This window comes from Candidatus Pelagibacter sp. Uisw_137 (assembly GCF_047720245.1).
Lineage (GTDB): Bacteria > Pseudomonadota > Alphaproteobacteria > Pelagibacterales > Pelagibacteraceae > Pelagibacter.
Genome location: NZ_CP159811.1, coordinates 16,152 through 30,967 on the forward strand (window position 1 = coordinate 16,152; position 14,816 = coordinate 30,967).

A 14,816-nucleotide genomic window follows, 5' to 3' on the forward strand; every position below is an offset into this window, starting at 1 on the left:
TCTGTATTAGTATTTTGTAACAAAGTTATGAATAAAAAATTGTGGGAAGCATCAACTAGTCAGAAAAAAAAATCTCTTTTATCGAATTATGAGCAATTCATTTCAAAAAAATTCAATAAAAAATTTAATCAAAAATATGAAAGTATTTTAAAATGGAGCATTGAAAACCCAGGTAATTTTTGGAGTTCTATTTGGGATTTTTCTGAAATTAAAGGATTTAAGAGTAAAATTAAGATAAAAAAATCAAAAATATTTTATAAAAATAAATTTTTACCAAATTCAAAGTTAAACTTTGCTGAAAATTTATTATCAAAAAATAATAAGAATAAAGCAATAACATTTGTTAGCGAGAATGGTTTTCGAGAAGAAAGAAGCTGGTACGAACTAAACATTAATGTAAGTAAAATATCTAAATTTTTAAAAAGTATTAAAATTAAAAGAAAAGATAGGGTTGCAGCATATATGCCCAATACTATTGAGACTATTGAGGCATTTATAGCCTCCTCTTCTTTAGGAGCAATATGGTCCTCATGCTCACCAGATTTTGGTGTTAAAGGTGTAGTAGAACGTTTTTCACAAATTAGCCCTAAAGTTTTATTTGTAGTAGATAAGTATTTTTATAATGGGAAAATAATAAATATTTTGGAAAGAGTTCCTCTAATTTTAAAAGAGATACCTTCTATTGAATATGTTGTCATTGTTAATTACCCAGGAGAAAAATATTTAGAAAATAAATATACATCTAAAAAATCAAAAGTATTTAAATGGAGTGAGTTAATGAAACAAGAATCTGAAAGGATTCAATTTCCTAAATTTAATTTTGAGCAAGATCTTGCAATCTTATATTCAAGTGGAACTACAGGAAAACCAAAATGTATATGTCATAGGAGTGGAGGAGTTTTGCTTCAGCATAAAAAAGAACATCAGCTTCATTGTGATATTAAAGAAGGTGATAATGTTTTTTATTTTACTACTTGTGGATGGATGATGTGGAACTGGCTGGTAAGTGTCTTAGCCTCCAAAGCATCTATTGTTTTATTTGATGGATCGCCAATGTATAAAAAAGATGATTTACTATTAAAAATAGCTGAAAAAGAAAAAATTACTTTATTTGGTATTAGTGCAAAATATGTTGATGCTCTTCGTAAATCTAAGCCAAATTTAAAATATAAGTATAAATTATCAAAATTAAGAACAATTTGTTCTACTGGATCCCCTTTATCAAATGATGGGTTTAAATATATCTACGAGAACATAAAAAAAAATGTTCACTTGTCTTCTATCTCTGGGGGTACAGATATTGTTTCTTGTTTTGTCTTGGGAAATTTATACCAGCCAGTAATTCTAGGCGAAATACAAAATAAAGGTTTAGGTATGAATGTTGATGTTTTTAATGAAAAGGGTAAATCTTTAAAAAATAAAAAGGGAGAGCTAGTTTGTAAAAACCCTTTCCCATCAATGCCTTTAAAGTTTTGGAATGATAAAAATGATATTAAATTTAAAAAAGCATATTTTAATAATTTTTTAAACACATGGTATCATGGTGATTATGCGGAGATAAAGAAAGGTGGGGGCTTTATTATTCATGGTAGATCAGATACGACACTTAATCCTGGAGGAGTGAGACTCGGAACTGCTGAAATATACTCTGAGGTAGAAAAGTTTATAGAAATCAAAGAGTCCATTGTTGTTGGTCAAGCATGGGATAATGACGTCAGAATTATTTTGTTTATAGTTTTAAACCCCAAACACGTGTTGAACGAAGATTTATTAAAAAAAATTAGAATACAGATTAGAAAAAATGCATCTCCAAGACATGTTCCATCTAAAATTATAGTAGTTGGAGACATTCCAAGAACTAAAAATGGAAAAATAGTTGAACTAGCTGTAAAAAATACAATAGAAGGAAATGAAATTAAAAATAAAGAAGCGCTAGCAAATCCAAGAGTTTTAGATCAATATAAAAATTTAAAGGAATTAAATTATTAAATGTTAAAAAATATAGTTAAAGGTCTAGAACCATCCTCTACTTTAAAAATTAATGAAATCTCTAGAAAGCTAGAAGATAAAGGTGAAAAAATATTTAAATTTGGATTTGGCCAATCTCCATTCCAAATACCAACTGATATTGTTAATGCGTTAAAAAATAATGCCTATCAAAATAAATATTTACCAATGCAAGGTCTTAATGAGCTTAGAGATGCTGTTGCAAAATATACTTCAGTTAAAAAAGATTATAATTACAAAACTGAAAATGTAATTATAGGTCCTGGCTCAAAAGAATTGATGTTTTTACTGCACATTTTATTTGATGGAGAAATAATATTGCCAGCACCAAGTTGGGTTTCTTATGCCCCACAAGCAATTCTTGGAAGAAATAAAATTCAATCAATTCAAACAAAAAGAGAAAATAATTGGTTTCCTACTGCATCTGAAATTGAAGAAGTTATTTTAAGGGATAAAAATAAAAACTATCTATTATTTTTGAATTCACCAAATAATCCATCAGGGCAGATTTGTAAAAATCTAGAAGAAATTAGTGAGATTGCTAAAAAATATAATCTTATTATTTTATCAGATGAAATTTATTCTGAGTTGAGTTTTGATGAAGGGTTCAAATCTATTTCAAGTTTTTGTCCTGAAAAAACTATTATAAGCACAGGTTTAAGTAAATGGTGTGGTGCAGGTGGGTGGAGATTGGGTTATTTTGTAGTTCCAGACTCTTTAAATATTTTAAAAAATTCAATTAATGTTTTAGCTAGTGAAACTTTTTCTGCTGTCAGTGCGCCAATTCAATATGCTGCAATTACTGCTTATACAAATGATCATAGCAAATATATTGATAGTTCTAAAAATATTCTTAAAGCAGTTGGTAATTATGTTTATGAAAATCTAAAATCAAACAAGGTTTTAATTAATAAGCCCCAAGGTGGGTTTTATCTAATGCCAGAATTTTTAAATAAAAAATTTAATACATCATCAGAAATGTGTGACAATATTTTAAAGGAGACAGGTGTAGCGTTACTACCAGGATCAGATTTTGGTTTTGAGAAAAATCAAATGTTAGCAAGACTAAGCTTTACAGACTTTGATGGTCAAGAGTTTATGAAGCATACTCAAAACGGAAAAAAAATTGATGATGGTTTAATTTTAAAACTTGCTCCCAAAGTGGTAGAGGGTGTTGATAAGTTAAAAAAATGGTCAACATCAACATAACTACTTGGTATACATGCCCACTTAATTACTGTTAAATTTAATTAATAAAAATAACGATATAGAGGAGAAAATATGAAAAAAATAATAACATCTCTATCAAGTGCTCTACTAATTTTTGTTGCATCTTTATCTTTTACTGGTGTTGCAAAATCTGCAGAGTTCTTCACGATAGGAACAGGCGGACCAACTGGAGTATATTTCCAAACTGGTAACGCAATTTGCAAAATGTTGCACAAATCAGCAATTGCTAAAGAACACGGAAGAAAAAAAGGTATAGATAAAGCTTACAGATGTACTGCGCCTTCAACTGGTGGGTCGAATTATAATATTGGTCAAATCGCAGCTGGTGAATTTCAATTTGGTGTAGCTCAGTCTGACTGGCAATTTCATGCAGTAAATGGATCAAGCAAATGGGAAGGTAAACAGTACAGTGATTTAAGAGCTGTATTCTCAGTACACAATGAACCTTTTCAAATTTGGGCAAGAAAAAAAGCAAAAGTAAAAGATTTTGCTGGGCTTAAAGGAAAAGTTGTAAACATTGGTAACGCTGGTTCAGGTCAAAGAGGAACTATGGAAGTACTTATGGATGCAAAAGGAGTTAACAATAGCTTCTTTAAATCTACTACAGAGCTGACTTCATCTGAACAAGTAAAAGCATTATGTGATGGTAAGATTGATGCTTTTGGTTACTCGGTAGGGTTTCCGAATGGAGCTATGGAGAACGCTGCTTCTTGTGGAGCAAAAGCTTTACCCATCAACTTAACAGGTCCTGAAGTTCAAGGACTAATTGATGGTGCTGCTTATTATGCAAGTGCCGTAATACCAGCTGGCACTTATACGGGACAGAAAAAAGATGTAACTACTTTTGGTGTTAAAGCTACTGTAGTAACTTCGGCTAATGTTTCTGATGAACTTGTATACCTAGTTGTTAAAGCTGTGATGGAAAATTTTGATGATTTCAAAAAACAACACCCTGCTTTTGCTTCTTTAAAAAAAGAAGATATGATAGCTGCTGGTTTGTCAGCTCCATTACACCCAGGTGCAATTAAATATTATAAAGAAGCTGGATTAATGTAATCCAACTCCTTAATTAAATTAAAAGGCCTGATATATTTATCGGGCCTTTTTTTTGTTATAGAGTATCATTTTAAAAATGAATCAAAGCATTAACGGTAAAGTAGAAAGTAAGATTAGTGAGGAATTATCTCCAACTAGAAATCTTACTGGACTACATTTAAAAATTGTTGGAAGTATTGCAATCATTTGGTCATTATTCCAACTTTGGTATGCTTCTCCATTTCCTTTTATGTTCGATATTGGAATGTTTAAAGGACTTCCTGCTAGAGCTATTCATTTAGGTTTTGCTTTAACTTTAGCTTTTTTAATTTATCCAATTTCTAAAAAAAAAAAATTTCTATATTTGATATTCTAATTAGTTTTATTGCTGCATTTTGTTGTTTATATATTTATTTTTTTTATGATCAATTAGTTGACAGAGGGGGAATTCTTTTAACTGTTACAATTTGGGAAAAATTTAATTTACCAGTTGAGTTGATTATTGGAAGTTGTGGAATTTTAATATTAATTGAAGCAACCAGAAGAGTATTTGGATTACCTCTAGTTATTATTGCAGTTTGTTTTTTGCTCTTTTCATATTTTGGTAGATATGCACCAGAAATAATTTCTCATGGTGGGCTTTCATTAAATAGATTAGTTGGATTTCAGTGGCTTGATCAAGAAGCTATATTTGGAATTCCTATAGGTGTTTCTGTAGATTTCATTTTTTTATTTGTTTTATTTGGAGCGCTTCTAGAAACAGCTGGTGGAGGTAAATATTTTTTAGACCTAGCTTTTGCCATGGTTGGCAAAATGAGAGGAGGACCTGCAAAAGCAGCAATTTTAGGATCTGGAATGACCGGTCTAATCTCAGGATCTTCAATTGCAAACACAGTTACAACTGGAACTTTTACAATTCCAATTATGAAAAAAACTGGTTTTTCCAAAGAAAAAGCTGGTGCTATAGAGGTATCATCATCAGTTAATGGACAATTAATGCCACCTGTAATGGGAGCTGCAGCATTTGTAATGGCAAGTTTTTTAGGTGTTACTTATTTTGAGGTCGTTAAGCACGCATTTTTACCAGCAATTATTTCTTATGTGGCATTGTTTTATATTTCTCACCTTGAAGCTTTAAAATTAAATTTAAAAGGAATGGATGATGTCGATATCCCAAATTTAAAGAAAACATTTTTATCAGGATTACATTTTTTAATTCCTATTTTTGTTTTAGTGTACATGCTCGTTTATTTAAGATTTACCGCTTCATACTCAATATTTTTTGCAACGATTGCATTAATAATTGTAAACCTTGGTTACATATTATTTAAAAATTCTGATTTTAAATTAGCAATAAAAACTTGGTTTAATCAAACGATAGTTGGTTTTGAAAAAGGTGCTTTAAATATGGTTGGTGTTGGAATAGCAATAGCAACAGCTGGCATAATAGTTGGAGCTGTTGGTTCAACAGGGTTAAGTACAAATTTAATTATAGTTATAGAATTTATTGCAAAAGATAATGTTGTTATTTTGCTATTTTTAACAATAATTTTATGTCTAATACTTGGTATGGGTTTACCAACTACTGCAAATTATGTTGTAGTGGCTTCATTAATGGCAACAGTATTGGTTGATGTTGGAAACGCATCTGGATTTGTATTTCCACTTATAGCGGTTCACTTGTTTGTTTTTTATTTTGGCTTGATGGCTGACGTTACTCCTCCAGTTGGTCTTGCATCATATGCGGCAGCTGCTATTTCAGGAGGCGATCCACTTAAAACCGGTCTGCAAGCTTTTTGGTACAGTTTAAGAACAGGTATTTTACCTATTGTATTTTTATTTAATCATGAATTGTTATTGATAGGCATTGAAAATGTGTGGCATGGACTACTGGTAATCATCACTTCTTTGATAGGTATATTAGTTTTTACTTCTGCAACTCAAGCTTGGTTTATTAATAGATTAAGATGGTACGAGATAATAATTTTTTTATTAATCTCCATTTCACTCTTAGCCCCAGAATTTATTTTAAATAAATTTTATCCTAAATATAATTATATGGATATTAACAAAATTCATTTAATGAAGGTAGATTTCAATAAGGAGGCTAGATTTAAAGTAACACGTCCAAGTAATTATGGTGAAAGATACAAATTAATTGTAATCAAAAAAAATACTTTTGAAACCGAGTATAGTTTAGAGCAATATGGACTTAGTTTAATTAGAGAAGAAAACAGAGTTATTGTAGATACCCTGCAGTGGAATGGAAGAGCTAAAAAAAGTGGTTTTGAAACTGGTGATTATATAAGTGAATTTAAAATAGAAAATGCAGATAGACCAAATAAAGGAATTATTTACCCAATAGCTATTTTATTATTAATTATATTTGGTTATTTGAACTATAGAAGAAAAGAATAATTATCCACCAGGACCAAGATTAGATGGTTTAATTTTTAAGATTTTCCAAATACCTGATGCTGAGGTTATAATTTTATCATTACATTTCAGCTCACAAAATAAAAACACTAGTGTATTGGTCTTTTTAAGAATTCTTGTAAAGCCAGTAACTATATCACCTACTTTAGAGGCACCAATAAATTTTAGATCCAATGAAATAGTTACACAAGGTGCATTTCCAGATGCTCTATGTGCAGCAGTCCCCGCTCCTGCATCAATTAAAGCTGATAAATAACCACCGTGAGTTATCCCAGCAGCATTTAAATGATTTTCATTAATCGTAGTTTTGAATTCATATTCTGTTTCAGATACAGTTTTAAATAAAACTCCACCATTGTGTTTCATAAAACCAGGTTTAATACTTATTTGCTCAAATTCATTGCTCATAGCTCTTTATAGTACGAAAGTTAAAATTAATAAAATTATAAAAACAATTATAAAAAAATATATAACTGATTTTTGTAGTGATGATTTTAGTAGCCAATCTAACATTTTTATTTATCCTTTTTGGTGGACCGCCCAGAACTCGAATCTGGAATCTCCCGGTTCGTAGCCGAGCGCCTTATCCAATTTGGCCAGCGGTCCTTAATTAAATAATTCGTCCAACATATCAAAGTTTTTGATGTAATTTAAGTTATAAAATATTATGCTGTACTATCAATGAGCAAAAAATCAAATGATGTGGTTATTACAGCTGCATTAAGAACACCTATAGGCACATATAAAGGATCTTTAAAAGGTCTTAGTGCTGATAAACTAGGTGCACTAGCTATTAAAGAAGCTGTTTATAAATCAAAATTAAAATCAGACGATATTGATGAGGTGATTATGGGACACGTTCTCACTTCTGGATTAGGGCAAAACCCAGCAAGACAAGCTTCTATTCATGCTGGAATTCCAGTTTCAAAACCTGCACATATAATTAATCAAGTATGTGGATCTGGATTAAGATCTGTAATTTCAGGCTATCAATCTATTAAACTAGGTGAAAATAAAATTATAGTCGCTGGTGGACAAGAAAATATGTCTAGAGCACCACATACAATATTTTATCGAGAAGATAAAAAATTAAATGAAAATAAATTGGTTGATACAATGGTCAATGATGGACTGATAGACTCATTTAATAATTATCACATGGGCGTTACAGCAGAAAATGTAGCAGAAAAGTATCAAATTTCCAGAGATGAACAAGATATGTTCGCTTTAAATTCTCAAAAAAAAACACAAGATGCCATAAGTAATGATAAATTCAAAAACGAGTTAATTAAATTAAATATTAATACAGATAATAAAAATTTTATTTTTGAAAAAGATGAACATCCAAGAAGTAATTTAAACTTAGAGGATTTAAAAAAATTAAAAACTGTTTTTAAAGAAAATGGAACAGTTACGGCGGGTAATTCATCAGGAATAAATGATGGTGCGGCAGCAACTATTTTAATGTCTAGAGAAGAGGCGGAACTTAGAGGTATAGAACCTTTAGCAAAAGTGGTCTCCTGGGCAACTTGTGGTGTTGAGCCTTCATTGATGGGACTAGGTCCAATTATGGCTGTTAATATAGCTTTAGAAAAAGCAGGATGGAAAATTGAAGATATTGATTTATTTGAAGTCAATGAAGCATTTGCAGCTCAAAGTATTGCTGTGATTAGAGATCTTAAAATTCCTAAAAAGATTGTGAATGTTAATGGTGGAGCAATTGCATTAGGACATCCAATTGGAGCTTCCGGAACCAGAATTTTAGTAACCCTAATTCATGAAATGATAAAACAAAATAAAAACAAAGGTTGTGCTACTCTCTGCATTGGTGGTGGAATGGGTATAGCCATGTGTGTTGAAAGAAATTAATTTCTTATTTATTTGATAATTTTTAAAGTTTTTTGTTCAATAAAAATACAGGTTTGCATAAAAAAACTTATTATTGTGCTAAAATAACATGAGATATAGTTTTTTTTAGGTGTATAAATCGATTTAAATAATGAGTGAAAAATTACTTGTCCCAGATATTGGTGAATTTGAAAAAGTTGAGGTTATTGAACTTTTAGTAAAAGTTGGAGATAAAATAAACTTAAATGATCCTATTGTTACTATTGAGAGTGATAAATCTAGTGTTGAAATTCCATCAACAGTCACTGGTGAGGTAGAATCTGTAAATATTAAAGTGGGTGATAAAGTTTCTAAAGGGGATTTATTGTTAAGTGTTGAGTCTTCAAAAGAAAGCCCTTCAGAAAAGCCAATTCCCAAAGATACAGAAAGTATTATTAAACAAGCAGAATCAGTTTTAAAAAATGAAAAAAAAGAAGCGACCACTGAACAAAGCCCAGTTGTGGAAAAAAAACAAACAATAATTCAGGTTACAAATGACAATGATATTGATCCATTAGAAACTCAAGATTGGTTAGAGTCTTTATCTGCAGTTGTTGAAAAAGATGGAAATCAAAGAGCTCATTTTTTGATAAAAGAATTAATCAACAAAGCATATCGAGAAGGTGCAAATATTCCTTATACGCAGCACACTCCTTACATTAATACAATCCCACCAGAGGCAGAAGTTAAGTCTAATGGAGATCAGAATATTGAAAGAAGAATTAGATCTTTAATTAGATGGAATGCAGCAGCTATGGTTGTTAGAGCAAATAAAAAATTTCCTGAATTAGGTGGCCATATAGGTACATTTGCATCAGCAGCAACACTTTATGATGTAGGAATGAATCATTTTTGGAGAGCTAAGAATAATAAATTTGGTGGTGATTTAGTTTATTTTCAAGGTCATAGTGCACCAGGTGTCTATGCTAGAGCATTTCTAGAAGGTAGATTAAATGAAAAACAATTAGATAGTTTTAGACAAGAAGTAAAACCAGGTGGACTTTCTTCATATCCACATCCTTGGTTGATGCCAAAGTTTTGGCAGTTTCCAACTGTATCAATGGGACTAGGGCCTATGCTTGCAATTTATCAGGCAAGATACATGAAATATTTAATTAACAGAGGATTAATTAAAGATGAAGGTAGAAAAGTTTGGGCATTTCTTGGTGATGGAGAAATGGATGAACCTGAATCTTTAGGTGCAATAGGATTAGCAGCTAGGGAAAAACTGGATAACTTAATATTTGTTGTAAACTGCAATCTTCAAAGATTAGATGGACCTGTCAGAGGTAATGGAAAAATCATTCAAGAGCTAGAAGGAAGTTTTAGAGGAGCTGGTTGGAATGTAATTAAAGTAATTTGGGGTTCTTACTGGGACTCATTGATTGCTAATGATAAAACAGGTCACCTAGTTAAAACTATGAATGAAACTGTTGATGGTGAATACCAAGCAATGAAAGCTAGAGATGGAGCTTATGTTAGAGAAAAATTTTTTGGGAAATATCCAGAGACTCAAGAGCTAGTTTCTAGTTTATCAGATAAAGATATTTGGAGATTAAATAGAGGCGGTCATGATCCTCATAAAGTTTATGCAGCATACGACCGGGCATCAAAAAACCAAGGTAGCCCAACGGTTATAATCGCTAAAACCATTAAGGGTTATGGTATGGGAAAAACAGGTGAAAGTGTTAACACTACTCATCAAACTAAAAAATTAGATGTAGATGATTTGCTATATTATAGAGATCGTTTTGATGTTCCATTAACAGATGAACAAGTAAAAAATGTTGAGTATTTCAAGCCTGATGAAAAATCATTAGAGATTAAGTATATTAAAGAAAAGAGAATGAGACTTGGTGGTTTCTTACCTGAAAGAACAACATATTCAAAACCTATTAAAGCACCAGCAAAAGATATTTTTGATTTTATGAAAGTATCAACGGGTGAAAAAGAAATGTCTACAACCATGGCATTAGTTAGAATGTTTACAAATTTATTAAGAGACAAAAATATTTCACCCAGATTAGTTCCAATTATTCCTGATGAAGCAAGAACTTTTGGTATGGAAGGATTTTTTCAAAAAATAGGAATATATGCACACGAAGGTCAAAAGTATGAACCAGAAGATTCTGCTCAGTTAAGTTCTTACAGAGAAGAGAAAACTGGACAGGTTCTAGAAGAAGGAATTAATGAAGCTGGAGCAATGTCGTCATGGATTGCTGCTGCGACTTCCTACACTAATCATGATATTGAAATGATACCAATTTATATTTTTTATTCTATGTTTGGTTTTCAAAGAATAGGTGACCTTGCATGGGCAGGTGGAGATAGTCAGGCTAGAGGATTTTTAATTGGAGCAACAGCTGGAAGAACTACTTTAGCTGGTGAAGGATTACAACACCAGGATGGACACAGTCACTTGATAGCCTCAACAATACCAAACTGCGTGACATACGATCCAACTTTTCATTATGAGCTAGCTGTTATTTTTAGAGAAGGTTTGAGAAGAATGCATGAAAAAAATGAGAATGTTTTTTACTATATCACAACCATGAACGAAAATTATTCACATCCAAGCATACCAAAAGATAGGAATTGTGAAGAAGGAATTCTTAAAGGAATGTATAAAATTAAAGAGCTTAACAAATATAAAAAAACTAAAATTCAACTTTTAGGTTCAGGTACAATATTGAGAGAAATGATGGCTGCAGCAGAAATCCTTCAAAATGAATATCAGATAGATAGTGAAATCTGGAGTGTCACGAGTTTTAACGAGTTGAGAAAAGATGGTATGGAAGTTGAGAGGTATAATCTTTTAAATCCTGATAAAGAACAAAAAGTTTCATTTGTAGAGCAGTGTTTAGGGAAAACTGAAGGACCAATCTTGGCAGCTTCAGATTATATGAGAATGAATTCTGATCAAATCAGACCCTATACTAATAAAAGTTTTTATTCTTTAGGTACAGATGGTTATGGAAGAAGCGACACAAGAAAGAACCTTAGAAATTTTTTTGAAGTTGATAAAAAACATATCGTTACTTATGGACTTAGCGTACTAGCAAAAGAGCAACTAATATCCTCAAAATATGCTAAAGAAGCCATAAAGAAGTATAATATTGATGGCAGCAAACCAATGCCAACAAAACTATAAGATGTCAGATAAAGAGATTAAAGTACCAAATATTGGCGAATTTAAAGACGTTGAGGTAATCGAAGTATTAGTTTCAAATGGTCAGTCAGTATCTAAAAATGATCCACTCATTACAATTGAGAGTGACAAATCTAGTGTTGAAATACCAGCTTCTTTTGATGGAAAGGTAAAGTCTGTTAAAATTAAAGTAGGAGATAGGGTTTCAGAAGGTGATTTGATATTAACGATGGAGCAATCTGGAGAAGAAGAAAAGAGTATAGAGCAAAAAACTATTACAGAAGCAAAACCAGTTACAAATCAAAATCAAGAAGAAAAAGTTGAAAAAGTTATACAAACACAAAATTTAATAAAAAAAAACAATTCAGAAACTTCATCTGCAAGCCCAAAAGTACGTAAATTTGCTCGAGAGCTTGGGGTTAATATTAATGAGATAGTTGGCAGTGAAAGACAAGGAAGAATTATAGAAGATGATGTAAAAAATTTTATATCCTCTAAAATTAATAAAACTTTAGATAAGACTGAAGCTCAACCTAAAAAAATTATTAGTGAATTTTCCCATTCTGATTTTGGAGAAATTGAAGTTAAAGATATACCTAGGGTTAAAAAATTAGCCTCAACGTATTTAGTTAATTCTTGGACTACAATACCTCATGTAACAAATCATGATGAAGCAGATATAACTGAAATGGAAGATTTTAGAACTTCTCTTACTGATATGTACACAGGTGAAAGAAAAAAGATTACTCCCTTAGCTTTTATTGTTAAAGCTTTAGTTGCATCCTTAAAAAAGTTTCCTAGTTTCAACTCATCGATAGATGATATTGAAAATGGAAAAATAACAATGAAAAATTATTTTCATGTTGGAATTGCAGTTGATACTCCTCATGGTTTGATGGTGCCAAAAATTAGAAATGCTGACAATAAAAGTATTTCATATATTAGTAATGAATTGAAAACAGTAAGCGACCAATGTAGAAATTTAAAAATAGATAAGAAAGAATTCTTTGGAGGATCCATGACCATTACAAGCCTTGGAGGAATTGGAGGTTCATTTTTTACACCAATAATAAATTATCCTGAAGTTGCCATACTAGGAGTGGGTAAAGCACAAAAAAAACAAATTTTTTTCAATGGAAAATTTGAAACAAGAACAATGTTACCGCTTTCATTATCATATGATCATAGAATAATTGATGGAGCTGAAGCAGCTAGATTTAATAATGATCTAAAAGAAAATTTAGGCAAAAATTTTGCTTATAAATTAGCTGTATAAATTTTAATGTCAAAAACCTCATCATTATTTTGTGCATTACTTTGTACATTCATATGGGGAACAACTTTTATTGCTCAAGATACTGGAATGGATGACATTGGTCCTTTCACTTTTAATGCGGTTAGGTTTTTTGTAGGCTTTTTAGTAGTAGCCCCTTTAGCTTTTATTTTTGAAAGAAAAAATATCTCAAAATCAGTCCAAAGAAATCAAAAAGAATTTACCAACTTAGCTCTTTTAATAGGCCTATCTTTATTCTTAGGATCGGCACTTCAACAAGTGGCTTTACTCTATACTGATGTTGCTAATGCAGCGTTCTTTACTATTTTCTATGTACCGATGGTCCCGTTTATAATTTTTTTTATGTATAAAAAGCCAATTCACTGGAGTATTTGGCCTTCAGTTCTCCTTTGTGTGATGGGAGGTTATTTGCTAACTAATTTTTACAGTGCAACGGTTAGAACTGGTGATGCGCTTATAATAATGGGTGCATTTTTCTGGAGCACACACATTATCTTTACTGGTAAAATTATAGAAAACTACAATCTTCCATTAACAATTGGTGCAATTCAAACTTTAATTGTTGCCTCTTTATCATTAATTATAGGGTTAATTTTTGAAGACTTTATTTGGTCTAATATTCTTAAAGAAAAATTTCAAATCTTATATGCTGGAGTTTTGTCTGGAGGCCTTGCATTTGTTTTGCAAATATATGCACAAAAAAATATATCCCCTGCTCCATCAGCAATAATTTTTTCTTTAGAGGGTGTTTTTGCAACAATTGCTGCTTGGATTTTATTAGATCAAATTTTAGATATAAATAATCTATTTGGGTGTTTATTTATTTTATTTGGTGTTTTATTTTCACAATTAGCACCAATATTAAAAAAAAATTAATTATATATTATTATAAATAAAATTATTGAAATAATAATTCTATAAATTACAAAAATATTTAAAGAAAATTTGTTTATGTAGTCCAGAAAAAACTTAACTGTAAAATAAGAAAACAAAAAAGAAAGAGTAATTGATATTAGTATAAGGTAGTTAAATTCAAAGTTTTGGCCAATAGCATTTTTTAATTGCAGTACACTTGCTCCAGCTATTGCAGGTATAGCTAGTAAAAAAGAAATTTTGCTTGAATCAAATCTATTAAATCTAAAAAGCCTTGCAGCTGTTATTGTAATTCCTGCCCTACTCACACCTGGTATTAAAGCAAGTATTTGAAACAAACCGATAAATAGTATTGTTTTAAAATTTAGGTTGGAGGATATTTTTTTATCAAATTTACTTTTGTCTGCGAGATATAAAATAATTCCAAAAATTAATGTCGTCCAAGCAATTATCTTTAAATTATTTTCTAATAGACTAACTAGACCCGTGGAGCTGATTATGTACCCAGCTATTACAATTGGTATAGAGCCAATAATTAATAGAGATAATAATTTTTGATTATTTCTAAGGTCTAGTAGCTCTCTTCTAAAATAAAAGATTATTGCTAGTAAAGAGCCAAGATGGAGACTAACGTCAATCATTAGTGAGTTAGAATTAAACTCAAAGATTATTTCAACAATGTTTAAATGAGCCGATGAACTGATCGGCAAAAATTCTGATATGCCCTGAACTATTGATAGGATTATAATTTCAATAATATTTGAGAACATTTAAAGCTTCGTAGCTTAAATATTCGATGATTTAAACAATTCCATTTGAACATATTAGATATGCAAAAATTAAAATACAAAGAATTAACGGTACTTATTGTAAATTTAAGGTCATATATATTGACCTTGTTTGTCT

Annotated in this window: 11 protein-coding genes and 1 tRNA gene; 9 read left to right on the forward strand and 3 right to left on the reverse strand. The window is 30.8% G+C overall.

All coding sequences use genetic code 11. The features are described 5' to 3' along the window. The first annotated feature begins 27 nt into the window (after nt 1–27). The 5 genes from ABXT61_RS00100 to ABXT61_RS00120 all read left to right on the forward strand — a co-directional run bounded on the left by ABXT61_RS00100 (nt 28) and on the right by ABXT61_RS00120 (nt 6,690). On the forward strand, nt 28–1,989 hold the full coding sequence (locus ABXT61_RS00100) for an acetoacetate--CoA ligase (RefSeq protein ID WP_415315313.1): 1,962 nt from the start codon (nt 28–30) through the stop codon (nt 1,987–1,989). Then, on the forward strand, nt 1,990–3,216 hold the full coding sequence (locus ABXT61_RS00105) for a pyridoxal phosphate-dependent aminotransferase (protein WP_415315314.1): 1,227 nt from the start codon (nt 1,990–1,992) through the stop codon (nt 3,214–3,216). A gap of 72 nt (nt 3,217–3,288) precedes the next feature. Next, complete coding sequence (locus ABXT61_RS00110) at nt 3,289–4,293, forward strand: TAXI family TRAP transporter solute-binding subunit (protein WP_415315315.1); 1,005 nt, start codon at nt 3,289–3,291, stop codon at nt 4,291–4,293. 76 nt (nt 4,294–4,369) lie between these two features. Next, nucleotides 4,370–4,648, forward strand: coding sequence for a hypothetical protein (locus tag ABXT61_RS00115; RefSeq protein WP_415315316.1), 279 nt, complete (start codon nt 4,370–4,372; stop codon nt 4,646–4,648). A 32-nt stretch (nt 4,649–4,680) separates the two neighbouring features. Continuing rightward, nucleotides 4,681–6,690 (forward strand): TRAP transporter permease, encoded by a 2,010-nt coding sequence (locus ABXT61_RS00120; protein ID WP_415315952.1) that lies wholly within the window; start codon nt 4,681–4,683, stop codon nt 6,688–6,690. On the opposite strand, the gene ABXT61_RS00125 is transcribed toward ABXT61_RS00120, so the two are convergent. Beyond that, the gene (locus tag ABXT61_RS00125) at nt 6,691–7,116 is read right to left on the reverse strand and encodes a PaaI family thioesterase (RefSeq protein ID WP_415315317.1); all 426 of its coding nucleotides are present in this window, start codon (nt 7,114–7,116) and stop codon (nt 6,691–6,693) included. A gap of 121 nt (nt 7,117–7,237) precedes the next feature. Next, nucleotides 7,238–7,314: transfer RNA gene (locus tag ABXT61_RS00130), tRNA-Arg, on the reverse strand. 75 nt (nt 7,315–7,389) lie between these two features. Between ABXT61_RS00130 and ABXT61_RS00135 the strand changes: the two genes are divergently transcribed. The 4 genes from ABXT61_RS00135 to ABXT61_RS00150 all read left to right on the forward strand — a co-directional run bounded on the left by ABXT61_RS00135 (nt 7,390) and on the right by ABXT61_RS00150 (nt 13,913). After that, nucleotides 7,390–8,577, forward strand: coding sequence for an acetyl-CoA C-acetyltransferase (locus ABXT61_RS00135; protein WP_415315318.1), 1,188 nt, complete (start codon nt 7,390–7,392; stop codon nt 8,575–8,577). A 130-nt stretch (nt 8,578–8,707) separates the two neighbouring features. Continuing rightward, a complete protein-coding gene (gene aceE, locus ABXT61_RS00140) occupies nt 8,708–11,746 on the forward strand; it encodes a pyruvate dehydrogenase (acetyl-transferring), homodimeric type (protein WP_415315319.1) in 3,039 nt (1,012 codons plus the stop codon). A 1-nt stretch (nt 11,747) separates the two neighbouring features. Beyond that, entirely contained in the window at nt 11,748–13,019 is a 1,272-nt protein-coding gene (locus ABXT61_RS00145) for a 2-oxo acid dehydrogenase subunit E2 (RefSeq protein ID WP_415315953.1), read from the forward strand. A 6-nt stretch (nt 13,020–13,025) separates the two neighbouring features. Further along, a complete protein-coding gene (locus tag ABXT61_RS00150; protein WP_415286495.1) occupies nt 13,026–13,913 on the forward strand; it encodes a DMT family transporter in 888 nt (295 codons plus the stop codon). On the opposite strand, the gene ABXT61_RS00155 is transcribed toward ABXT61_RS00150, so the two are convergent. After that, nucleotides 13,910–14,680, reverse strand: a complete 771-nt coding sequence (locus tag ABXT61_RS00155; RefSeq protein WP_415315320.1) for an undecaprenyl-diphosphate phosphatase — start codon at nt 14,678–14,680, stop codon at nt 13,910–13,912. The genes ABXT61_RS00150 and ABXT61_RS00155 overlap by 4 nt on opposite strands. Nucleotides 14,681–14,816: the final 136 nt, after the last annotated feature.

What these genes read in the sequence shown, in the direction of transcription:
- ABXT61_RS00100 (WP_415315313.1), top strand. Translation starts at nt 28, where the DNA reads ATGAATAAAAAATTGTGGGAAGCATCAACTAGTCAGAAAAAAAAATCT.
- aceE (WP_415315319.1), top strand. Translation starts at nt 8,708, where the DNA reads ATGAGTGAAAAATTACTTGTCCCAGATATTGGTGAATTTGAAAAAGTT.
- ABXT61_RS00115 (WP_415315316.1), top strand. Translation starts at nt 4,370, where the DNA reads ATGAATCAAAGCATTAACGGTAAAGTAGAAAGTAAGATTAGTGAGGAA.
- ABXT61_RS00110 (WP_415315315.1), top strand. Translation starts at nt 3,289, where the DNA reads ATGAAAAAAATAATAACATCTCTATCAAGTGCTCTACTAATTTTTGTT.
- ABXT61_RS00145 (WP_415315953.1), top strand. Translation starts at nt 11,748, where the DNA reads ATGTCAGATAAAGAGATTAAAGTACCAAATATTGGCGAATTTAAAGAC.
- ABXT61_RS00150 (WP_415286495.1), top strand. Translation starts at nt 13,026, where the DNA reads ATGTCAAAAACCTCATCATTATTTTGTGCATTACTTTGTACATTCATA.
- ABXT61_RS00105 (WP_415315314.1), top strand. Translation starts at nt 1,990, where the DNA reads ATGTTAAAAAATATAGTTAAAGGTCTAGAACCATCCTCTACTTTAAAA.
- ABXT61_RS00125 (WP_415315317.1), bottom strand. Translation starts at nt 7,116, where the DNA reads ATGAGCAATGAATTTGAGCAAATAAGTATTAAACCTGGTTTTATGAAA.
- ABXT61_RS00155 (WP_415315320.1), bottom strand. Translation starts at nt 14,680, where the DNA reads ATGTTCTCAAATATTATTGAAATTATAATCCTATCAATAGTTCAGGGC.
- ABXT61_RS00135 (WP_415315318.1), top strand. Translation starts at nt 7,390, where the DNA reads ATGAGCAAAAAATCAAATGATGTGGTTATTACAGCTGCATTAAGAACA.